The sequence below is a fragment of the Streptomyces sp. NPDC053750 genome (assembly GCF_044544295.1).
Classification (GTDB): domain Bacteria; phylum Actinomycetota; class Actinomycetes; order Streptomycetales; family Streptomycetaceae; genus Streptomyces.
The window spans coordinates 217415-238662 of the sequence record NZ_JBITXB010000006.1; the positions used below are offsets into that span (position 1 = coordinate 217415).

At 72.7% G+C, this 21248-nt stretch carries 13 protein-coding genes; 4 read left to right on the forward strand and 9 right to left on the reverse strand.

What is annotated here, in order from left to right:
* Positions 1–8: 8 nt before the first annotated feature.
* From ACIGO6_RS19300 to ACIGO6_RS19315, 4 genes are all read right to left on the reverse strand, one after another.
* On the reverse strand, positions 9–332 hold the full coding sequence (locus ACIGO6_RS19300; RefSeq protein ID WP_399877510.1) for a hypothetical protein: 324 nt from the start codon (positions 330–332) through the stop codon (positions 9–11).
* Entirely contained in the window at positions 329–697 is a 369-nt protein-coding gene (locus ACIGO6_RS19305) for a WhiB family transcriptional regulator (protein WP_399877512.1), read from the reverse strand. Before ACIGO6_RS19305 ends, ACIGO6_RS19300 begins: the two co-directional genes overlap by 4 nt.
* A 174-nt stretch (positions 698–871) precedes the next feature.
* Entirely contained in the window at positions 872–1204 is a 333-nt protein-coding gene (locus ACIGO6_RS19310) for a hypothetical protein (protein WP_399877514.1), read from the reverse strand.
* A 163-nt stretch (positions 1205–1367) separates the two neighbouring features.
* Positions 1368–3665: an ATP-dependent DNA helicase UvrD2 gene (locus ACIGO6_RS19315; RefSeq protein ID WP_399877517.1), complete on the reverse strand. Its 2298-nt coding sequence runs from the start codon at positions 3663–3665 to the stop codon at positions 1368–1370.
* 113 nt (positions 3666–3778) lie between these two features.
* Here ACIGO6_RS19315 and ACIGO6_RS19320 point away from each other — a divergent pair, with 113 nt between their 5' ends.
* Positions 3779–4021 carry a mycoredoxin gene (locus tag ACIGO6_RS19320; RefSeq protein ID WP_055417962.1) on the forward strand — a complete coding sequence of 81 codons (243 nt, stop codon included), beginning with the start codon at positions 3779–3781 and terminating at the stop codon, positions 4019–4021.
* A gap of 256 nt (positions 4022–4277) precedes the next feature.
* Here ACIGO6_RS19320 and nudC read toward each other — a convergent pair whose 3' ends face one another.
* The 5 genes from nudC to ACIGO6_RS19345 all read right to left on the reverse strand — a co-directional run bounded on the left by nudC (position 4278) and on the right by ACIGO6_RS19345 (position 14887).
* The gene (nudC, locus tag ACIGO6_RS19325; RefSeq protein WP_399877520.1) at positions 4278–5222 is read right to left on the reverse strand and encodes an NAD(+) diphosphatase; all 945 of its coding nucleotides are present in this window, start codon (positions 5220–5222) and stop codon (positions 4278–4280) included.
* Positions 5223–5383: 161 nt separating this feature from the next.
* Positions 5384–6796: a dipeptidase gene (locus ACIGO6_RS19330; protein ID WP_399877523.1), complete on the reverse strand. Its 1413-nt coding sequence runs from the start codon at positions 6794–6796 to the stop codon at positions 5384–5386.
* A gap of 10 nt (positions 6797–6806) precedes the next feature.
* On the reverse strand, positions 6807–10367 hold the full coding sequence (locus ACIGO6_RS19335; RefSeq protein ID WP_399877526.1) for a UvrD-helicase domain-containing protein: 3561 nt from the start codon (positions 10365–10367) through the stop codon (positions 6807–6809).
* Between the two features lie 129 nt (positions 10368–10496).
* Complete coding sequence (locus tag ACIGO6_RS19340; protein WP_399877529.1) at positions 10497–14234, reverse strand: ATP-dependent helicase; 3738 nt, start codon at positions 14232–14234, stop codon at positions 10497–10499.
* 266 nt (positions 14235–14500) lie between these two features.
* Positions 14501–14887 (reverse strand): MGMT family protein, encoded by a 387-nt coding sequence (locus tag ACIGO6_RS19345; RefSeq protein WP_399877532.1) that lies wholly within the window; start codon positions 14885–14887, stop codon positions 14501–14503.
* Positions 14888–15072: 185 nt separating this feature from the next.
* Here ACIGO6_RS19345 and ACIGO6_RS19350 point away from each other — a divergent pair, with 185 nt between their 5' ends.
* The 3 genes from ACIGO6_RS19350 to ACIGO6_RS19360 all read left to right on the forward strand — a co-directional run bounded on the left by ACIGO6_RS19350 (position 15073) and on the right by ACIGO6_RS19360 (position 21207).
* Positions 15073–17859: a lysylphosphatidylglycerol synthase domain-containing protein gene (locus tag ACIGO6_RS19350; protein ID WP_399877535.1), complete on the forward strand. Its 2787-nt coding sequence runs from the start codon at positions 15073–15075 to the stop codon at positions 17857–17859.
* Positions 17860–17976: 117 nt separating this feature from the next.
* Complete coding sequence (locus tag ACIGO6_RS19355; protein WP_399877538.1) at positions 17977–19524, forward strand: alpha/beta hydrolase; 1548 nt, start codon at positions 17977–17979, stop codon at positions 19522–19524.
* Between the two features lie 144 nt (positions 19525–19668).
* Entirely contained in the window at positions 19669–21207 is a 1539-nt protein-coding gene (locus tag ACIGO6_RS19360) for an alpha/beta hydrolase (protein WP_399877540.1), read from the forward strand.
* Positions 21208–21248 lie beyond the last annotated feature (41 nt).

A 21248-nucleotide genomic window follows, 5' to 3' on the forward strand; every position in this document is an offset into this window, starting at 1 on the left:
GTACTCGGTTACTGCATGACCGCCATGGCGAGCGCACGCCGGGCTCGCATCGAGGCGCGCTCGGCCCGGCGCTGCATCCGGCGAGCGGTCGCCAGGCGCAGGGCTCGGCGTTCCTGCTCCGCCTCTTGCAGGCGGTCGTGCATATGCGCACGTGCCAGGGCTTCTGGGATGAGTTGCATCTGACGGGTCCTGTTCTGACGCGAGTCCTTCGCGCCGCTGGTGGTGAAGTCTTCAGGCACGGTGCCTGCGGTGTCGTGGGTGGACGGCTTCATCGGGGCCTGCTTCTCGGGGTCGTGCGTGAGGGGGCGGTCGATCGTTCCTGCGATGTTCATGCCGTGACCGGGTTCTTGCGCGGGCGACCACGGGGCCGCTTCCGGGCGACGACGACACCCTGGACGAACAGCTCGCCACCCCAGACGCCCCAGGGCTCACGCCGCTCCTTGGCGCCCGCGAGGCAGGCCTCGATGAGCGGGCAGGTGCGGCAGAGGGACTTGGCGTACTCGACGTCCGCCGGCGACTCCGCGAAGAAGACCTCCGGGTCGTAGGAACGGCAGGGGACGGGCACGCCGAGGTTCTCGATGGCGTCGTCGAGCGCGGTGAGCGCGGTGAGCGGGGTCAAGGTGGAGTCCTCCGTGGGGCAGGGCTTGGGGATCGTGTCGGAAGGCGGTACGGACGGGGCGTGCGCTTCGAGTTGCACGGGTGGTCTTCCTCGTCTGGTCGTTCCGGCCGGTTGGCCGGGTGGCGGCGTGGTACCGGGTTCTTTTCTTGTCCCGAGGCTCCTTCGTGCTGTCCTCCCCGTTCGGGGAAAACAGAAGGGCCGCGGATCCCGGATGGGGTTCCGCGGCCCTGAAGGCGCCGGCCTGATCGGCGATCAGGCTGGATCACTCCAGGGTTCTGGCCCACGGAAGGCCCACATCAGGTGGTGCTGCGTCGTCTGCTTCCGGAATCCGGCACCGGTCGCCGTAAAGGCATAGGCCTCTGCCTGTGCCTCTACCGCTGCTTCCAGTGCCTTGGTCGGTCGCTCATTGCGCTCACGGACGGGGAGACCCGCGGGAGCGAGGGAGGCCGAGGCCGGACGCACGGCACGAATGCCGGACAGACCGGTGCCCGGGTTGGAAACGCCGAGCATGCACAGGGAGACGGCCGAGCGATCGGTCATTTTGGCGGTGGAGCTGACGATGGAGCTGAAGTTGATGCTGATCACTGGACTCGCCTCCTCTCGGCGTCTCGGGGGACTGGGCGAACCAATCCGCGGATATGTAAGTACAGCACGGATTCAGGGCCTCCGGGAAGGCCGCTGCTCCCGTGACCAAGAACCTATGGGGATTCCTGGGGCATGCGCAAACTATTTTTTCGACGAGTTTGCATCAGCCGTCCTCGTCAAGCCCCTCGACGCTCTGGCCAGCGCAGATGGCCAGGACGTCGGCTCCGAAGCGGTGGAGCTTGCGGGCCACCACCCCAGGGATCCGGGCCAGTTCGCGTTCGTCCTCCGGGACGGACTCGGCGATCGCCATCAGCGTCTTGTCGGTGAAGACGCAGAACGCCGGCTGCCCGCTGAGCCCCGCCTGGATCTCACGCCACTCGCGCAGCCGCGCGTAGACGCCCTCGTCCATGTCGGACGGGCAGTCCTCGCAGCGCATCAACTTCATCTCGCCGGCGTCGGTGAGCGTGCGGCCGCAGACCCGGCAGCGGGCCGGGGTCCGCGGTGTCCGTCGGGGGACGGCGCCCGAGGTGCCGCCGCCCCCGTGGCCACCCCCGACGCCGCGCTCCACGCCCCCGGAGCCGCCCACGGCCGTTCGCCCGCCGGTCGAGCCCGACCCGGGCCGCAGCCCTCTCAGAAAACGGCTGGGGCGACGGCTCGGCCGGCCACCGGGAGAACGGGCCAGCGCCCAGGACACCTGCAGGCGTTCGCGCGCCCGGGTGACCCCGACGTACAGGAGACGGCGCTCCTCTTCGATCTGCTCCTCGGTCTTTGCGTAGGTGATCGGCATCATGCCCTCGGCGACGCCGACCAGGAAGACGACGTCCCACTCCAGGCCCTTGGCCGAGTGCAGGGAGGCGAGGGTGACGCCCTGCACCGTCGGGGCGTGCTGGGCGTTCATCCTCTCGTCGAGCTCCGCGACGAGGTCGCCGAGGCCGGCGCCCGGTCTGGCGGTGGCGAAGTCCTGAGCGAGGCCGACCAGGGCGGCCAGCGACTCCCAGCTCTCCCGGACGGCACCGGAGCCGGCCGGGGGCTGCGGGGTCCACCCCTCCCCCGAGAGCACGGCTCGCACCTGGGAGGGCAGGTCGACGACGTCGTCGAGCAGGGAGTCGTTGCCGCCGAAACGCGCCGCGGCCCGCAGGGAGCTGTGGGCCTTGCGCACCTCCGGCCGGTCGAAGAACCGCTCGGCGCCCCGCAGCTGGTAGGGAACACCGGCGTCGGCGAGAGCCTGCTCATAGGTCTCGGACTGGGAGTTGGTCCGGAAGAGGACCGCTATCTCGGCGGCGGGAACGCCCGCATCGATCAGCTCGCGGATGCGGCGGGCGGCGCCCTCGGCCTCGGCCGGTTCGTCGGTGTACTCGGTGTAGACGGGCTCGGGACCCGCGGGTCGCTGGGAGACCAGTTCCAGACGGTGGTCGGCGGCCCGGCCGCGGGCCTGGGCGAGCAGGCCGTTGGCGAGGTGGACGACCTGCGGAGTGGAGCGGTAGTCGCGGACCAGCTTGACGACGGTGGCGCCCGGATGGCGCGTGCGGAAGTCGAGCAGGTGGTCGGGGGTTGCTCCCGTGAACGAATAGATCGTCTGGCTGGCGTCGCCGACCACGCACAGGTCGTCGCGGTCGCCGAGCCACAGCTCCAGCAGACGCTGCTGAAGTGGGCTCACGTCCTGGTACTCGTCGACCACGAAGTGCTGGTACTGGGCGCGTACCTGCTCGGCGACGTCGTGGCGGTCCTGGAGGACGGCCACCGTCAGCAGCAGCACGTCCTCGAAGTCGATGACACCGCGGCCGCGCTTGAGGTCCTCGTAGGCGGAGTAGAGCTGGGCGATCTCGGCCGGGTCGCGGGGTGCCTCACGGCCGGCCTTGGCGGCCGCGAGGGCGTAGTCGGCGGGGACGGTCTGGGTGACCTTGGACCACTCGATCTCGGCGGTGACATCGCGCAGCTCGCCCCGGTCGAGCCGGATGCGACAGGCGGCGGCCGCGTCGGCGACGAGCTGGATCTTGCGGTCGACGAGCCTGGGCAGGGAGCCGCCGATCGCTTTCGGCCAAAAGTACTGGAGCTGGCGCAGGGCGGCCGAGTGGAAGGTGCGGGCCTGCACGCCGGCGGCGCCGAGCTGGCGCAGCCGACCGCGCATCTCGCCGGCGGCGCGGTTGGTGAAGGTGACGGCGAGCACGCTGGAGGGCTGGAGGACCCCGGAGCGCACCCCGTAGGCGATGCGGTGGGTGATCGCCCGGGTCTTGCCCGTACCGGCGCCCGCCAGCACGCACACCGGACCGCGCAGGGCGGTCGCCACCTCGCGCTGCTCGGGGTCGAGCCCGTCGAGCACCGCGTCGGCCGAGTCCGGTACCTGCGGGAAGAGGGTGGAATGCGTTGCTGCTGTCACACCGCCATGCTGCCAGGTCGCGGGAGACAGGTGAGTCGGTTGTCCACAGGCACGCACCGATAGTCGTACCAATGCGACAGGCATCACGCGCCGGAAGCCCGCCGGGAATGGTGGCGGCGCCACGGACGTTCCCCACCTGCGACCTCATCCAGAGAGCTGCGACCTCATCCCCGAGCCGCCGAAGGAGCACGAGAGACATGCCGGGCACTGTGACGATGTACAGCACCACGTGGTGCGGCTACTGCCGTCGGCTGAAGAGCCAGATGGACCGCGAGGGCATCGCGTACACCGAGATCAACATCGAGCAGGACCCGGAGTCCGCCGCGTTCGTGGAGAAGGCGAATGGCGGAAACCAGACGGTGCCGACCGTGCTCTTCCCGGACGGCTCGACGCTGACGAACCCGTCGCTGGCGCAGGTGAAGCAGAAGGTCGGCGCGTAAGCAGACGGACGGCAGGACGGTAGAGAGGGGTGGGGGGGCCCCCCCCCCGGGGGGGGCCCCCCCCCCCCCCGCCGCGCCCGCCGGGCCCCCGGGGGGGGGGGGGGGGGGGGGGGGGGGGGGCGGGGCGGCCCCGGGGGGGGGGGGGGGGCCCCCGGGGGGGGGGGGGGCCTCCGCGGGGGGGGGGGCGGGGGTTGGGGGGGGGGCCCCCCCGGGGGGGGGGCCCCCCCACCCCTCTCTACCGTCCTGCCGTCCTGTCTCAGACGAAGCCGCGTGTCGGCAGTGGCTTGCCGTACCAGAGCTCGATGAGGCGGGCCGCGATCGAGATGCCGTAGGGCGGGAGCACCTCGCCGGACTCGAAGGCGGCACCCAGCTCGTCACGGGAGAACCAGCGGGCCTCGTGGATCTCGTCACCGTCGACATTGATGTCGGTGGAGGTGGCGCGGGCCGTGAAGCCCAGCATGAGGCTGGACGGGAAGGGCCAGGGCTGGCTGGCGACGTACTCGACGGGGCCGACGGTGATGCCGACCTCCTCGTGCACCTCGCGGCGCACCGACTGCTCGATGGACTCGCCGGGCTCCACGAAACCGGCGAGCGTCGAGAACCGGCCCTCGGGCCAGTGGACCTGGCGGCCGAGCAGGATGCGGTCGTCCGCGTCGGTTACGGCCATGATCACCGCGGGGTCGGTCCGGGGATAGTGCTCGGCGCCGCAGGCGGGGCAGCGGCGGATGTGGCCCGCGGCGGCGATGACAGTGCGCTCGCCGCAGCGGGAGCAGAACCGGTGCAGACGCTGCCAGTTCTCCAGGGCGACCGCGTGGGCCATCAGGCCCGCGTCGCGGGGCGACAGGAGCAGCCCGGCCTCGCGCAGGCCCGCCGGGCGGGCGGACTGGTCCATGCGGCCGGGCAGGGAGTCCTTCTGGAGGGCGAAGTAGCTGACGCCGTCCTCGTCGGTGCCCAGGAAGTAGCGGTGTGCCTCGGTGAGCGGGGCCTCGAAGGACGGGGTCATGACGAGTTCGGTACGCCCGTCGGGCGTCTCGTCGATGAGGACCTGGCCGCCGGAGACCACGAAGCAGCGCGTCGAGGGGTGGCTCCACGCCGCCGCGAGCCAGGCCTCGTCGAGGCGGTGGTGGGCGGCGCGGTCGATACCGCTCGGGGCGGTGAGCGAGATGGGACGGTCGGCGGTGTGGTCGGTCCAGGTGGTCACGGGTGCTTCCAACTCCCCCGGTGAGCGGTTCTTTTCGGCAGGCGGTTCAGCGGGTCGTACGACGGGTGGCGACCGGGTCCGGGAGGGCTCGGCTGTGCGCGGCGGCCCCTCCAGTGTGCCGCGCGCGCGAGGCACGTCCGGACGCGGTCGGTGCGGAGCACTCAGGGTGCGTGGCGCCAGTACTCCGCCAGGTCGGCCCACAGGTGGGCGGAGGTTTCGACGCCCTTGACGAGCAGGTCCAGCTCCACCTTCTCGTCGGGGGCGTGCCAGCCGTCGGACGGGACGGAGATGCCGAGGAAGAGCACCGGGGAGCCGAGGACCTCCTGGAGGTCGGCGGCCGGTCCGGAGCCGCCCTCGCGGGTGAAGCGGACCGGCTTCTCGAAGGCGCGGCCCATGGCGCGGACCACCGATTGCAGCGCCGGGTGGTCCAGCGGTGTCAGGCACGGTCGTGTGGCCGCGCCGAAGGTGATCTCGCAACGGATGCCGGCGGGCACCTGCTCGGCGGCCCAGGCGCGGACTGCCTTCTCGACGTGGTGGGGGTCCTGGCCCGCGACCAGGCGGAAGGAGAGCTTCACCATGGCGGACGACGGGATGATCGTCTTGCTTCCCGGTCCCTGGTAGCCGCCGCCGATGCCGTTGACCTCGGCGGTGGGGCGGGCCCAGATGCGCTCCAGGGTGGTGTGGCCCGCCTCGCCGTGGGCGGCGTGGGACTTGGCCGTGCGCAGCCACTGCCGCTCGTCGAAGGGCAGCTCGGCGAAAAGGGCGCGTTCGTGGTCGGTGAGCTCGATCACTCCGTCGTAGAAGCCCGGGATCGCCACGCGCGCGTGCTCGTCGTGCAGGGCGGCGACGAGGCGGGCGACGGCCGTGGCGGGGTTGGGGACCGCGCCGCCGAAGGAGCCCGAGTGGATGTCCTGGTCGGGTCCGTGCAGCTGGATCTCGCACTCGGCGAGGCCGCGCATGCCGGTGCACACCGTGGGGGTGTCCTCGGACCACATGCCGGTGTCGGAGACGATCACCGCGTCGGCGGCGAGCCGCTCGGCACGCTCCTCCACCAGGGCGCGGAAGTGCGGGGAGCCGGACTCCTCCTCGCCCTCGATCAGCAGCTTGAGATTCACCGCCGGGGCGGTGCGGCCGGTGGCGGCGAGGTGGGCGCGGACGCCGAGTGTGTGGAAGAACACCTGCCCCTTGTCGTCGGCCGCACCGCGCGCGTAGAGACGGTTCTCGCGGACGACGGGTTCGAAGGGCTCGCTGTGCCAGCCGTCCTCGCGGGCCGCCGGCTGCACGTCGTGGTGGCCGTAGACGAGGATCGTGGGTGCTTCCGGGTCGCCGGAGGACCACTCGGCGAAGACGGCCGGGGCGCCCGGGGTCGGCCAGACCTCGGCGGTCGGGAAGCCTGTCTCCTTCAGTTTGGCGGCGAGCCAGTCGGCGCTGCGGCGCACATCGGTCGCGTGATCCGGCTGCGCCGACACGGACGGGATACGCAGCCAGTCGACGAGGTCGTCGAGGAAGGCGGCGCGGTGCTGCTCGATGTACGTACGGACAGCGCTGACAGCATTGTCAACGGGGTGGCTCATGCTCACGAGCCTATCGGCCCGCACGGACACCCGGATCGTGCGGTTCGTCACCGACCGGCTCGGCCAGCAGCAGGCTCTCCAGCGCGGCGCGGTCCGGCAGCCCGTCGGGCCGGACGATCTCGCCGGTGCGTACGTACAGGAAGGCGGCCGTGACCGACTCCAGTGGTACGCGCTGCTGCTCGGCCCAGGCGAGGCGGTAGAGCGCGAGCTGGAGCGGGTCGGCGGTGGCGGCGCGGCCGGTCTTCCAGTCGACGATCTCGTACGTGGCGGTCCGGCCGTCGCCCTCCTTGTAGACGGCGTCGATGCGGCCGCGTACGACTCGGCCGGCGAGGGAGAGCTGGAACGGCGCCTCGACGCGGTAAGGGGTGCGCCGGGCGTATGCGGTGCGCTCGAAGGCGTCCTTGAGGAACTCCAGATCGCTCTCGTCGGCGATCTCGGCGTCGCTGCCGGGCAGCTCCTCCGGTTCCAGCAGGGGCAGCGTCAGCGGTTCGAAGCGGGCTTCCACCCAGGCGTGGAAACGGGTTCCGCGACGGGCGGCGGGCTGGGGCGGGCGGGGCATGGGCCGGGCCAGCTCCTGCGCGAAGCCGTCCGGGTCCGCGGCCAGGCTCAGCAGTTGGGAGGCGGTCAGCGACGCGGGAAGACGCACTTCGGTGACGCTCTCGCGGGCGCGCAGGAGCTCGCCGGTGAGCGCGTCCAGGTCGCGGTCCCAGGAGGCGACGGTGCGGGCCTCCTCCGGGGTCAGGCGGGCGGGTGCGGGCTCCTGCGGGGCGGGCGCCGGTTCGGGTGTGCTCGGGTGAGGGCGCACGGCGTGGGTGTCGCCGGGCGGCCGGTCAGGAGGCGTCGCCTGGTGCGGGACAGTGGGGCGGCCCGGTGATCGTGTGACGGGCCGGTCCGTGGGCGGTGTGGCGGGGCGGTCCGTGGTCCAGGAGTCCCAGTCGGCGGGGTCTTCGGCCGGGTCGCGAACCTGTTCCTCCAGGAGGGCCTCGTCGTCCTCGGGGGGCGGCGGCCAGTCCGGGTCGTCGTGGGTGTCCGGGTGGTGCGCGGCGGCGGGGTGGCCGTTGTCGTGGGAGGCGAGGCTGTGGAGGTGGGCGAGGACCGTCTCGGCGGCGGCCCGGCGGCGGGCGAGGGCCTCGTCGTCCAGGGGCAGGGGCCAGGCCTGGTCGGCGGTCGCCCGGTGCAGGGCCGGGTTCTCCTCGTCCTCGGCGGGTTCGTCCGCCCAGGCCTCGATCTCGCCGTGTCCCGCGGCGCAGTGTTCGTACAGGGCCGTCAGGAAGTCGGACGGTCCGCGGGGTTTCTTCTGGCTGGGGCCCCACCAGTGGCCGGAGCCCAGCAGCAGGGAGCGGGGGCGGGTGAAGGTGACGTACCCGAGGCGGAGTTCCTCGGTGTGCTGGTGGTCCTTCATGGCCTCGTGGAAGGCCTTGAGGCCGCGGGAGTCCCAGGAGCCGACGTCGGGCAGGGTGTCGGCGTCGCCGCGCAGGCCGTGCGGCAGCACCTTGCCCTGGGCGGTCCACTTCTCGCGGCCCTGGCCGCTGGGGAAGGTGCCGGTGACCAGGCCCGGAACGGCGACGACGTCCCACTCCAGGCCCTTGGACTTGTGCGCGGTGAGCACCTTGACGGTGTTCTCGCCGCCGGGCAGGGCGTTGTCGAGGCCCTTCTCGTACTGGACGGCGGTCCGGAGGAAACCGAGGAAGGCGAGCAGGGTGGCTTCGCCGTCGCTCGCCGCGAAGGACGCGGCGACGTCCAGGAAGTTCGAGAGGGTCTCGCGGCGGCGGGCGGCCAGGGCGTGCGGGGACGCCGACAGCTCGACCTCCAGGCCGGTGACGGCGAGGACGCGGTGCAGGACGTCCATGAGCGGGTCGGCGAGGGCGCGGCGAAGGTCGCGCAGTTCGGCGGCCAGCCGTGCGAACCGCACGCGCGCGTCCGGTGAGAAGGGCAGCCCGTCGTCGTCGCCGGTGCCGTCCAGCGGCGTCTCCAGGAAGGTGTCGAGGGCGTCCGCGAGCGATATCACCTCGGACGGGTCGACGCCCTCGACGGCCTCGGCGAGGCGTCGGTCGGGGTCGTCGTCGCCGTCCACGCGCGCGTGGCTCACCAGGAGCCGGGCGCGGCGGCCCAGCAGGGCGAGGTCACGGGGGCCGATGCGCCAGCGCGGGCCGGTGAGCAGTCGGACCAGGGCGGCGTTGGCGCCGGGGTCCTGGAGGACCTCGCAGACGGCGACCAGGTCGGCCACCTCGGGCAGGTGCAGCAGTCCGGAGAGGCCCACGACCTCGACGGGGACGTCGCGGGCCACCAGCGCGCCCTGGATCTCGGCGAAGTCGGTCGCCGTGCGGCACAGGACGGCGATCTCGCCGGGCGCCTTGCCGGTGCGTACGAGGTGGGCGACGGAGTCGGCGATCCAGTCGATCTCCTCGGCGTGGGTGCGCAGCAGGGCACAGCGGACCGTGCCGTCGCGTTCGGCGCCGGGGGCGGGCCGAAGAGCCTCCACGCCCGCGTGCATGGCGCGCAGGGGTTCGGCGAGGCCGTTGGCGAGGTCGAGGAGGCGGCCGCCGCTGCGGCGGTTCTCGCTGAGGGCCTGGCGGGTGGCGGGGCGGCCGTCGGCGCGGGCGAAGTGCTCCGGGAAGTCGTCCAGGTTGGCCACGGAGGCGCCCCGCCAGCCGTAGATCGCCTGGCAGGGGTCGCCCACGGCGGTCACGGGGTGGCCGGTGCCGCCGCCGAACAGACCCGCCAGGAGGATGCGCTGGGCCACCGAGGTGTCCTGGTACTCGTCGAGCAGGACGACCCGGAATTCGTCGCGCAGGACGCGGCCCACCTCGGGAAGCCCGGCGAGCTGTGCGGACAGGGCGATCTGGTCGCCGAAGTCGAGCAGATCGCGTTCGCGTTTGGCGGCCCGGTAGCGGATCACCAGGTCGGCGAGTTCGCGGCGCGCGGCGGCGGCCTCGGGGACCTTGCGCAGATCGGCGTTGCTGAGTTTGACGCGCTGAAGGGAGTCCAGGAGGCCGGCGTCCCAGGTGCGCAGTTCCTCGGGGCGTACGAGGTGCTCGGCGAGCTCGGCGTCCAGGGCGAGAAGGTCGCTCACCAGGTCGGCGAAGGAGCGGGTGAGCGCCGGGTAGGGGCCGGGGGCCTCGCGCAGGATGCGCGCGGCGAGCTGGTAGCGGGAGGCGTCGGCGAGGAGGCGGGAGGTCGGTTCCAGACCGAGGCGCAGGCCGTGGTCGGTCAGGAGGCGGCCGGCGAAGGCGTGGTACGTCGAGATCACCGGTTCGCCCGGCGGGTTGTCCGGGTCGATCACGTCCGGGTCGGTGACACCGGCCCGGACGAGGGCCGTGCGGACACGGTCGGCGAGCTCACCGGCCGCCTTGTTGGTGAAGGTGAGGCCGAGCACCTGTTCCGGGGCCACCTGGCCGGTGCCGACCAGCCACACCACGCGCGCGGCCATCACGGTCGTCTTGCCCGATCCGGCTCCGGCCACGATCACCTGCGGGGCGGGCGGCGCGATGATGCAGGCCGTCTGCTCCGGGGTGAAGGGGATGCCGAGGAGCTCCTTGAGCTGCTCGGGATCGGTGAGATGGGCGGGCACGTCACAGAGGCTAACGGCGGCCACCGACAGCGGAGGCCGGGTCGCCCTTGGAGCCGGGAGAAGTGCTGGTCAGCACGTGTGGTGCGTCTTGTCACACCGGGACGCACCGGTGACGTCCGCACCGGTCGCTCACTCCACGACGTGCCGTCCCTCGGGCCGTGCGCTGCACGACGCGCGGAAGGCGCAGTGGGTGCAGTGCTGGCCCGTGGTCGGGGCGAACCGTTCGTCGAGGACCTTGCCGGCGGCCGTGGCCAGCAGGTCTCCGACCCACTCGCCCGCGGGCCCCTCCAGGGACTCCTGTGCCTGCACCTTGGGGAGCGTCTCGCCGCCGTCCCGCTTGGGCGCGCCCTGGCGCAGCTGGACGAGTTCGGCGCCACCCGGTTCCGGACGTACGCCGCCGAAGGCCTCGTCGACGGCTCCTTCGCGCACGGCGAGCTGGTAGACGGCGAGCTGGGGATGGCGGGCCACTTCGGCGGAGGTGGGCGCCTGCTTGCCGGTCTTGAAGTCGACGACGTAGGCGCGGCCGTCGCCGTCGGTCTCGACGCGGTCCATCTGGCCGCGGATGCGCACCTCGTAGTCACCGGCCTCCAGGGTCACGTCGAAGTCGTGCTCGCTCGCCACCGGTGTGCGCCCGGCGCGGTCCATGACGTGCCACTTCAGGAAGCGTTCGAGCGCCACGCGCGCGTTGGCCTTCTCCTGCGCCGACTTCCACGGCGCGTCGAAGGCGAGCGCGTTCCACACGGAGTCCAGGCGCTCCATGAGGACGTCGAGGTCGGCCGGCGTGCGTCCGGAGGCCACCTCGTCGGCGAGGACGTGCACCACGTTGCCGAAGCCCTGGGCGGCGGTCGCGGGCGCGTCGGCCTTCACCTCGCGTCCCAGGAACCACTGCAGGGCGCAGGTGTTGGCCAGCTGGTCCAGGGCGCTGCCGGAGAGCGTGACGGGCTGATCGCGGTCGCGCAGCGGCACCTTGCTCTCGGTCGGGTCCCACATGCCCCACCAGCGGTAGGGATGGGCGGACGGCACCAGGGGGCGGCCGTCCTCGTCGGCGAGGGCGGCAAGGCGGGCCAGGCGGCGGGCGGCGGCCTCCCTCAGGGGTTCGGAGACGCGGGGGTCGACCGTGGTGGCGCGCAGCTCGGCGACGAGTGCCGCGACGGCGAGGGGGCGGCGCGGGCGGCCCGTGACGTCGGAAGGTTCGACGCCGAGCTCGGTCAGGAACCGGGAGGGCTGGTCACCGTCGTCGGCCGGTGCCTTCACGGCCGTCACGACGAGGCGTTCACGCGCGCGTGTGGCGGCCACGTAGAACAGGCGGCGCTCCTCGGCGAGCAGCGCTCCTGGCGTGAGGGGTTCGGCGAGTCCGTCCCGGCCGATGCGGTCGGCCTCCAGCAGGGAGCCGCGGCGGCGCAGGTCCGGCCACAGTCCCTCCTGGACGCCCGCGACGACGACCAGCCGCCACTCCAGCCCCTTCGCGCGGTGTGCGGTCATCAGGCGGACGGCGTCGGGGCGCACGGCACGCCGGGTGAGGGTGTCGGCGGCGATGTCCTCGGCGTCGATCTCCTCCAGGAAGTTCAGGGCGCCCCGGCCGCCGGTGCGCTCCTCCGCGCGGACGGCCGTCGCGAACAGCGCGCACACGGCGTCGAGGTCGCGGTCGGCGTTGCGCCCGGCCGCGCCGCCGCGCCGGGCGGAGCGCTCCAGACGGGTGGGCCACGGGGTGCCCTCCCAGAGGTCCCACAGCGCCTCCTCTGCGCTGCCGCCGCCCGCCAGACGCGCGCGTGCCTTGTGCAGCAGCGCGCCGAGCCGCTGGGCGCCGCGCGCGTACGCGGGGTCGTGCACCGCCAGCCGCTCCGGCTCGGCCAGCGCCCGCGCGAGCAGTTCGTCCGAGGGCGGCGGCAGGGGGTTGCCGGCCGCGCGCTCCTCCTCGCGCAGGGCGCGGCCGAGGCGGCGCAGGTCGGCGGCGTCCATGCCGGCGAGGGGTGAGGTGAGCAGGGTGAGGGCGGTGTCGGTGGGGAGCCAGCACGCTTCCTCCGGGGGGCCGGAGCCGTCGCCGGGCGCCGGCCCCTCCGCCGTAACGACGTCTGCCGTATCGGCGTCGGCCGCTGCAACGGCCTCGACCGCCGCATCGGCGTCCGCTCCGGCCGCGGTCTCCACCGCCGGACCAGCGCCCGCCCCGGCCGCGGTCTCCGCTGTCGCGCTCGGGATTTCCGCGGGCGCGGCCTCCGTCGTGTCGTCGGTGTCCGTTCCGTGCTCGGCGTGCCCCGCCCGGTCGGCGTCCGCTTCGCGCGTGGACGTCGCGGCGCCATCGACGCCCGCGCCGGGCACGGCCTCGCCGTCGGCGGCCGCATCGGCACCAGTACCAGCAGCAGCACCAGCACCCCCGGCCACGGCCCCATCACCGCCGGCCTCACCCCGAGCCTCCGGCACGTCACCGGCACCGGTCCTGGCCCCGGTCCCGGACCCCGGCCGCTCCCCCGCCGCCGCCTCCGCCTCCGCCACGGCCCGCAGTGCCGTCAGCAAGGGCGCCACCGCCGGCTCGTGCCGCAGGGGGAGGTCGTCGCCGTCGATGTCCAGGGGGACGCCGGCCGAGGTGAGGGCGCGGCGGACCGTGGGGATGCTGCGGGACCCGGCGCGCACCAGGACGGCCATGTCGCTCCAGGGGACGCCGTCCTCCAGGTGGGCCCGGCGCAGGATGTCGGCGATGTTGTCCAGCTCGGTCCCGGACGTCGGGTACGTGTAGACCTCCACGCGCCCCCCGTCCCGTACCGGGGCGAGTTCGCGGTGGGCGCGCACCTTGTCGGCGGGAAGCCGGGTCAGCGGCATGCGCTGGGTCAGCAGCCGGGTGGCGGCCAGGAGGGCGCCCCCGGAGCGGCGCGAGGTCCGCAGTACCTCGACCGGCGCCGGGCGGCCGTCCGCGCGCGGGAAGGCGTTCGGGAAGTCGAGGATGCCGTTGACGTCCGCGCCCCGGAAGGCGTAGATCGACTGGTCGGGGTCGCCGAAGGCGACGAGGGTGCGCCCGCCGCCGGCCAGGGCGTGCAGCAGCCGCACCTGGGCCGGGTCGGTGTCCTGGTACTCGTCGACGTACACCGCGTCGTACTGAGCCGCCAGGTGCGCGGCGACCTCGGGACGGCGGGCGAGGAGCACCGCGCGGTGGACCAGTTCCGCGTAGTCGAGCACGCCTTGCAGGTCGAGCACGTCGAGGTACTCGGCGAGGAAGACGGCGGCCGCCCGCCAGTCCGGGCGGCCGATGCGGCGGGCGAAGGCCCCCAGGGCGTCCGGACCGAGGCCCAGTTCACGGCTGCGGGCGAGAACCGCGCGGACCTCGTCGGCGAAGCCGCGGGTGGTCAGGCAGGCCCGCAGTTCGTCCGGCCAGCGCACATGAGCCAGCCCGAGCCGCTCCAGATCGGCCTGCCCGGCGAGCAGCTCGCGTACCGCCACGTCCTGCTCCGGGCCGGAGAGCAGCCGCAGGGGCTCCACGAAGAGGTCGCTGTCCTGGTGGGCGCGGACCAGGGCGTAACCGAAGGAGTGAAAGGTCGTTGCCCGAGGAGCACGCGCGGCGCCCATGCGCAGCGCCATCCGGTCGCGCAGCTCGACGGCCGCCTTGCGGCTGAAGGTCAGCACCAGGATCCGCTCGGGGTCGCCGCCGCGGTCGATCCGGTGCGCCACGGACTCGACCAGCGTGGTGGTCTTGCCGGTGCCCGGGCCGGCCAGGACGAGCAGCGGCCCGGTCCTGTGGTCAACCACGGCGCGCTGTGCGGCGTCCAGACGAGGGGGGTCGATGCGTGCCGGCGGGGTACGCACCAGTCGGTAAGCGCCACGGCTCCCCCGTCGCGCCTGGGGGTGCGACGGGTGTCCGGTGGAGGAAGAGGAGCTCACGTGGTTCGCCGGTCCTGGTGGGTGTGCTGGTGGGCCGTCCGCGCTGCGGGTACGGCGGTGGCCGCGGGATGAGGGTGACGCGCGCGGCCGACGCTACGCCGGTGGACGAGGCGGAAGCAGGGCTTCCCCTTCTTCCCCCAGGACCCTCTCGGCACGGGAGTCCCCCGCCCCACGAACGTACGTCATGTCACGGACGTACCCGAAACATCCCTTTTCGCTCATCCGGATCACAGGCCACACGCCGGCCGGGCCGATGCCGGAAGCTGTCAGGTGTGACCCTGTGCACGTTCGCCGCCGTCCCATCGCGCCCGTCTCAGGTCGAGGCGCGGCAGATGGCCCTCCGCGGCTCTGTTCGCCTCCCTCAGGGGCGTGCCCTCCTCCCGGTAGCGGCCGAGCGCCTCGAGTTCGTGCCCCGCGAGCAGCACTCCGTCCGCGCGGACCACGCGCCACCACGGCACGCCTCCCCCGTAGAGGGACATCACCCGTCCGACCTGACGGGGTCCCCCCTCCTCCAGGTACTCGGCGACGTCCCCGTACGTCATGACGCGGCCCGGTGGAATGAGTTCGGTCACCTCGAGTACTCGCTCGGCGTACTCGGGCAGCGCGTCCACGTATTCCGGGCGGTCGCCGTCCGGAAGGCTCTGCTCGCTCATCCGACCCATCCTGCCCCACCCCACCGACAATGCGACGCGCTCCCGACGGTGCGTGCCCCTCGCCCGGGAGCGGCGCTTCGGGCAGACTGTGCGGCCCGCGCGGGCACCCTGATGCCTCCGCAGGCCGCCACGGCATGCCACCATCGTGCGGGCGGTGACCAGTGATACGAGAGCAAGAAGAGGCGATGAAGCAGCAGGGTGTGCACCCCGAGGACGCCGAGGGCACCTCTGACTCTTCGTCGCGCCCGGACACCGCGACCGGAAGTGACGAGAAGCCCGGCGAGCGCGCGACAGGAGGCCCGTCGGCGACGGCCGCCGACCCCGAGGACGTGGCGCACATCGACGAGGTGGAGGGCGACGAACCGCTGCTCCCCGCGCGCGTGCACCGTCCGTCCGACCTGATGCGGCTCCTGGTGGGCGTGCTCGCCGTCGGCGTGCTGCTCGCCGTCGCGGCCTTCGCGCACGGCACCACCTCGGGCCTCGAACAGGACATCACCAAGGGCACCGGACAGGCTCCCGATCTGCTGATCAAGATCGCGGGTCTGGCCTCCAGCATCGCGATCCTCCTGGTGCCCGTCGCGTTCGCCATCGAGCGGCTGGTCAAACGGGACGGACTGCGCATCGCCGACGGCGTCCTGGCGGCGGTCCTCGCGCACGGTGTGACCCTCGCCACCGATCTGTGGGTCGCCAAGGCGGCCCCCGGTTCCATCCAGGAGGCGCTCACCCAGCCGTCGCCGGGCGACGTCCACGCCCTCACCGATCCCGTGCACGGCTATCTGGCGCCGGTCATCGCCTATATGACGGCCGTCGGCATGTCCCGCCGACCCCGGTGGCGCGCGGTGCTGTGGATCGTGCTGCTCCTCGACGCCTTCTCGATGCTCGTCACCGGCTACACGACGCCTTTCTCCATCATCCTGACGGTCCTCATCGGCTGGACCGTGGCCTACGGGACGCTGTACGCGGTCGGCTCCCCGAACGTCCGTCCCACCGGGCGGACACTGATGGCGGGCCTGCGGACCGTGGGCTTCCACCCGGTGACCGCCGCCCGCGAGGAGGCACCGCCGGACACCGCCGAGACCGGTGACCGCGGCCGGCGCTACTTCGTCACCCTGGAGGACGGCCGTCCACTGGACGTGACGGTGGTGGACCGGGAGCAGCAGGCCCAGGGCTTCTTCTACCGTGCGTGGCGCAATCTGACGCTGCGCGGCTTCGCCACCCGCAGCAGTCTCCCGTCGCTGCGGCAGGCCCTGGAGCAGGAGGCGCTGCTCGCCTACGCGGCGATCGCGGCGGGCGCCAACGCCCCCAAGCTGATCGCGACGTCCGAACTGGGTCCCGACGCCGTGATGCTCGTCTACGAGCACACCGGCGGGCGCACCCTCGACTCGTTGCCGGACGAGGAGATCACCGACGAACTGCTGCGCGGCGCCTGGGAGCAGGTGCGGGCCCTGCAGTCCCGTCGCATCGCACACCGCAGACTGGTGGGCGACGCGATTCTGGTGGATCGTTCCGGCACGGTGATCCTCACCGACCTGCGCATCGGCGAGATCGCCGCCGGGGACCTGCTGCTGCGCATGGACATCTCCCAGCTTCTGGTGACGCTCGGCCTGCGGGTGGGTGCCGAACGAGCGGTCGCCTCGGCGGTGGGAGTGCTCGGGCCCGACGCCGTCGCGGACTGTCTCCCGATGCTCCAGCCCATCGCGCTCAGCCGCTCCACGCGCGCGACCCTGCGCAAGCTGGCCCGGGAGCGTGCCCAGCGAGAGCGCGAGGCGGTCCTGGAGTCCTCCCGAGAGGCCAAGGCGGCCCGCGCGGAGGAGACGGAGGGAGCCGGCGACCGCGGTCCCGTACGCGACGCACACGACAAGCCCGGCCCCGGCAAACCCGGAAAGCCCGACAAGAAGGCCGTGCGCGCCGAGCAGCGGGCCGAGAAACGGGCCGTGGACGAGGCGCTGGAGGAGGCACGCGAGGAGGACCTGCTCACGCTGATCCGGCATGCCGTGCTGCGCATCAGGCCGCAGGCCCCCGTCGAGCCGGCCCGGCTGGAGCGCATCCGGCCGCGCACCCTGATCAGCTTCATCGCCGGTGCGATCGGCGCGTACTTCCTGCTGACCCAGCTCACCCACATCGAGTTCGGTCCGCTGATCTCGAACGCCGAGTGGGGCTGGGTCGTCGCGGCCGTGCTGTTCTCGGCGGCGAGCTACGTCGCGGCGGCGATGGCCCTCCTGGGGTTCGTGCCGGAGCGGGTGCCGTTCGTGCGGACCGTGGCCGCGCAGGTCGCCGGGTCGTTCGTGAAGATCGTCGCGCCCGCGGCGGTCGGCGGCGTCGCCCTGAACACGCGCTTCCTGCAGCGTGCGGGCGTCCGGCCGGGGCTCGCGGTGGCGAGTGTCGGCGCGTCGCAGCTGTTCGGCCTCGGCTGTCACATCCTCATGCTGCTCGCCTTCGGCTATCTGACCGGTACCGAGAAGACACCGTCGCTGTCGCCGTCCCGGACGGTCATCGCGGGTCTGCTGACGGTGGCGGTGCTCGTGCTCGTGGTGACCTCGGTGCCGTTCCTGCGGAAATTCGTCGTCACGCGCGTGCGGTCGCTCTTCGCCGGAGTCGTGCCGCGCATGCTGGACGTGCTGCAGCGGCCGCAGAAGCTGATCACCGGCATCGGCGGCATGCTGCTGCTCACCGCCTGCTTCGTGATGTGCCTGGACGCCTCGATCCGCGCCTTCGGGGACGAGTCGACATCGATCAGCCTGGCCAGCGTCGCCGTGGTCTTCCTCGCGGGCAACGCCCTGGGGTCCGCCGCTCCGACGCCGGGTGGTGTGGGCGCGGTGGAAGCCACCCTGACGGTCGGTCTGATCGCCGTGGGCCTGCCCAAGGAGGTCGCCGCACCCGCGGTACTGCTGTTCCGGCTGCTCACACTGTGGCTGCCAGTACTGCCGGGCTGGCTGGCCTTCAACCACCTGTCGCGGAAAGAGGCGCTGTAGGGGCCCCGTAGCCCTGACTCGTACGACCCCTGCCTCGTACGGCCCTTACCTCGTACGGCCTACCTCGTACGGCCCTTGTCCCGAGCGCACGCACCCGCGCGACCGCACGATGGACGCATGCCGTATCCCGCCCGGCTGCGCGCCGCCGCCCTCACCGCCACCGCCGTCGTGCTGTCCGCCCTGCTGTCGGGCTGTGGTGACGACTCCCCGAAGGCGGAGGACCTGCCGGACCAGAAGCTCAGCTGGAAGGCCTGCCCGGCGCCGTCCGAGGCCGAAGGCGGCGGCACCGCCCCGTCCCCGCTGCCGGACGGTGCCGAGTGGCAGTGCGCCACCATGCGGGCGCCGCTCGACTGGGACGATCCCGAGGGCGACACGATCGGCCTCGCGCTGATCCGGGCCAGGGCGAGCGGCGGGGCGGACCGGCGGATCGGCTCGCTGGTCTTCAACTTCGGCGGCCCGGGCGGCTCGGGTGTCACCGCCCTGCACGCCTTCGGCCAGGACTATGCGAACCTGCGCACCCGATACGACCTGGTCAGCTTCGACCCGCGCGGTGTCGGCCGCAGCGTCCCCGTGGAATGCCTGGACGACAAGCAGCTCGACACCTACTTCCAGCAGGACGCGACCCCGGACGACGCCGCCGAGCGCACCGAGCTGCTGAACAACACGGAGAGGTTCAACGCGGCCTGCGAGAAGAACTCGAAGAGGATGCTGCCGCACGTGGCCACCACCGACGCGGCCCGCGACATGGACCTGATGCGCCAGGTCCTCGGCGACGACAAGCTGCACTACTTCGGCATCTCCTACGGCACCGAACTCGGCGGGGTCTACGCCCACCTGTTCCCGAAGAAGGTGGGCCGTGCCGTCTTCGACGCGGTCGTCGACCCCACCCAGACCTCGGAACAGGGGTCGCTCGGTCAGGCCAAGGGTTTCCAGCGCGCGCTGGACAACTACGCCGAGGACTGCGTGTCGAAGATCGAGGACTGCCCCGTCGGCGACAGCGCAAGGGACGTCAAGGACCGCATCGCCCGGCTGCTGAAGGACCTCGACCGCACCCCGCTCCCGGGCGTCTTCCCCCGCGAGCTCACCCAGACCGCCGCGACGGGTGGCATCGCGCAGGCGCTGTACTCGAAGGACTTCTGGGAGTACCTCACCGAAGGTCTGGTCCAGGCCTACGACGGTGACGGCAGGGTTCTGATGGTGCTCTCGGACTCGTTGAACGGACGCAACGAGAACGGTGAGTACAGCAACATCACCGCGGCCAACGTCGCCATCAACTGCGCCGACGACAAACCGCGGTACGACCCGGCGTACGTGGAACGCAAGCTGCCCGAGTTCCGGAAGGCGTCCCCGCTGTTCGGCGACTACCTCGCCTGGTCCATGATCGGCTGCACCGACTGGCCGGTCGCCGGCGCCGCCGACCATCCCGACGTCGGCGCGCCCGGGGCACCGCCGATCCTGGTGATCGGCAACACCGGCGACCCGGCGACGCCCTACGAGGGCGCGGGAAGGATGGCGAAGGCGCTGGGAAAGGGCGTCGGTGTGGAACTGACCTACAAGGGCCAGGGGCACGGCGCCTACGACAGCGGGAACAAGTGCGTGCGGGACGCGGTGGACGGCTATCTGCTGGACGGGAAGGTGCCCGCCGCCGGGACCGTCTGCTCCTGACCTGCCCCACGACACCAAAGCTCGCCCGAACCCGCAGGTCAGAGCGTTATCCACAGGGCGCGGTGGGCGATGTGCGATCCCGCCTACCATGGCATGACCGCCATCCGCTGCACGGCGCGGACGGCTCGCGAGGGGGGAGAGCACATGACGCGGCTCGGACGGTGGACGGCTCTGACGGCCGCCGCCGCACTGCTGACGGCGGGCTGCAGCAGCGGCTCGTCCGGCGACGACAAGGCCGACGAGGGCGAGAGCAGCGCGCGACCGTCGGCGGCGGCACCGTCGGGGGTGCCCGAGTCGCTGGCCTCCCAGACTCCGGACTGGGGCCGCTGCAAGGCCACCGCCGGCTCCCCCGCGCCGGGCGACGACTGGCAGTGCGCCACGCTCAAGGCGCCACTGGACTGGGCGAAACCCGACGGCGAGACGATCGACCTCGCCCTGATCCGGGCGAAGGCCACCGGTGACCAGCGCATCGGCTCCCTGCTGTTCAACTTCGGCGGCCCCGGGGGCTCGGGCGTCTCCATGATGCCGTCCTACGCCGACACCGTCTCCTCCCTGCACGAGCGGTACGACCTGGTGAGCTGGGACCCCCGCGGGGTGGCGGCCAGCGAGGGCGTCCGCTGTCGCAGCGACGAGGCGATCGAGGACGCCGAGTCGGTGGACTCCACGCCCGACACCGCCGCCGAGGAACAGGCGTATCTGAAGGACGCCGCCGACTTCGGACAGGGCTGCGAGAAAGCCGCCGGCAAGCTGATGGCCCATGTCTCGACCACGGACACCGCCCGCGACATGGACCTGATGCGGCATGTGCTGGGCGACGAGAAGATGCACTACTTCGGCATCTCCTACGGCACCGAACTCGGCGGGGTCTACGCCCACCTGTTCCCGAAGCGGGTGGGGCGCGTGATCCTCGACGCGGTGGTGGACCCGAGCGCCGACACGATGGGCCATGCCGAGAACCAGATCAGGGGCTTCCAGCGCGCGCTGGACGACTATCTGGAGTCCACCGGGCAGGACCCGGAGCAGGGATCGCAGAAGATCGCCGGCCTGCTGAAACGGCTCGACGCCCGGCCGCTGCCGACGTCGTCGGACCGGAAGCTGACCCAGACGCTCGCGCTCACCGGCATCGTCCTGCCGCTGTACAGCAAGGACGGCTGGCCGGCCCTGACCAGCGCCCTGGCCGCGGCCGAGGACGGCGACGGCTCGGAGCTGCTGGCGCTCGCGGACGGCTACAACGAACGAGACCCCTCGGGGCGCTACGGCACGACGACCCACTCCCAGCGGGTCATATCGTGCCTGGACGGCAAGCAGCGGCCGACCGTCGAGGAGACGAAGAAGCTGCTCCCGAGGTTCGAGAAGATCTCGCCCGTGTTCGGCACCTTCCTCGGCTGGGACACGGCGGGCTGGTGTCACGACTGGCCGGTGGCCGGACAGCACGAGACCCCGGAGGTGAGCGCGTCCGGCGCGGCCCCGATCCTGGTGGTCGGCAACACCGGCGACCCGGCCACTCCCTACGAGGGCGCCCGCAGGATGGCGGACGAGCTGGGCAAGGAGGTCGGAGTGGTGCTCACCTGGGAGGGCGAGGGGCACGGGGCTTACGGGAGCGGGAGCGACTGTGTCGACTCGGCGGTCGACGCCTACCTGCTGAAGGGCACGGTGCCCAAGGACGGCAAGGTCTGCTCATGACCGCGGCGGGGGCTTCGGGCACCTGCGGTGCGCGAAACCCC

Coding starts and splice junctions, on each gene's coding strand:
- ACIGO6_RS19300 (WP_399877510.1), bottom strand. CDS start 332: ATGAACATCGCAGGAACGATCGACCGCCCCCTCACGCACGACCCCGAG.
- ACIGO6_RS19315 (WP_399877517.1), bottom strand. CDS start 3,665: ATGCCTGTCGCATTGGTACGACTATCGGTGCGTGCCTGTGGACAACCG.
- ACIGO6_RS19345 (WP_399877532.1), bottom strand. CDS start 14,887: ATGAGCGAGCAGAGCCTTCCGGACGGCGACCGCCCGGAATACGTGGAC.
- ACIGO6_RS19355 (WP_399877538.1), top strand. CDS start 17,977: ATGCCGTATCCCGCCCGGCTGCGCGCCGCCGCCCTCACCGCCACCGCC.
- ACIGO6_RS19320 (WP_055417962.1), top strand. CDS start 3,779: ATGCCGGGCACTGTGACGATGTACAGCACCACGTGGTGCGGCTACTGC.
- ACIGO6_RS19360 (WP_399877540.1), top strand. CDS start 19,669: ATGACGCGGCTCGGACGGTGGACGGCTCTGACGGCCGCCGCCGCACTG.
- ACIGO6_RS19350 (WP_399877535.1), top strand. CDS start 15,073: ATGAAGCAGCAGGGTGTGCACCCCGAGGACGCCGAGGGCACCTCTGAC.
- ACIGO6_RS19330 (WP_399877523.1), bottom strand. CDS start 6,796: ATGAGCCACCCCGTTGACAATGCTGTCAGCGCTGTCCGTACGTACATC.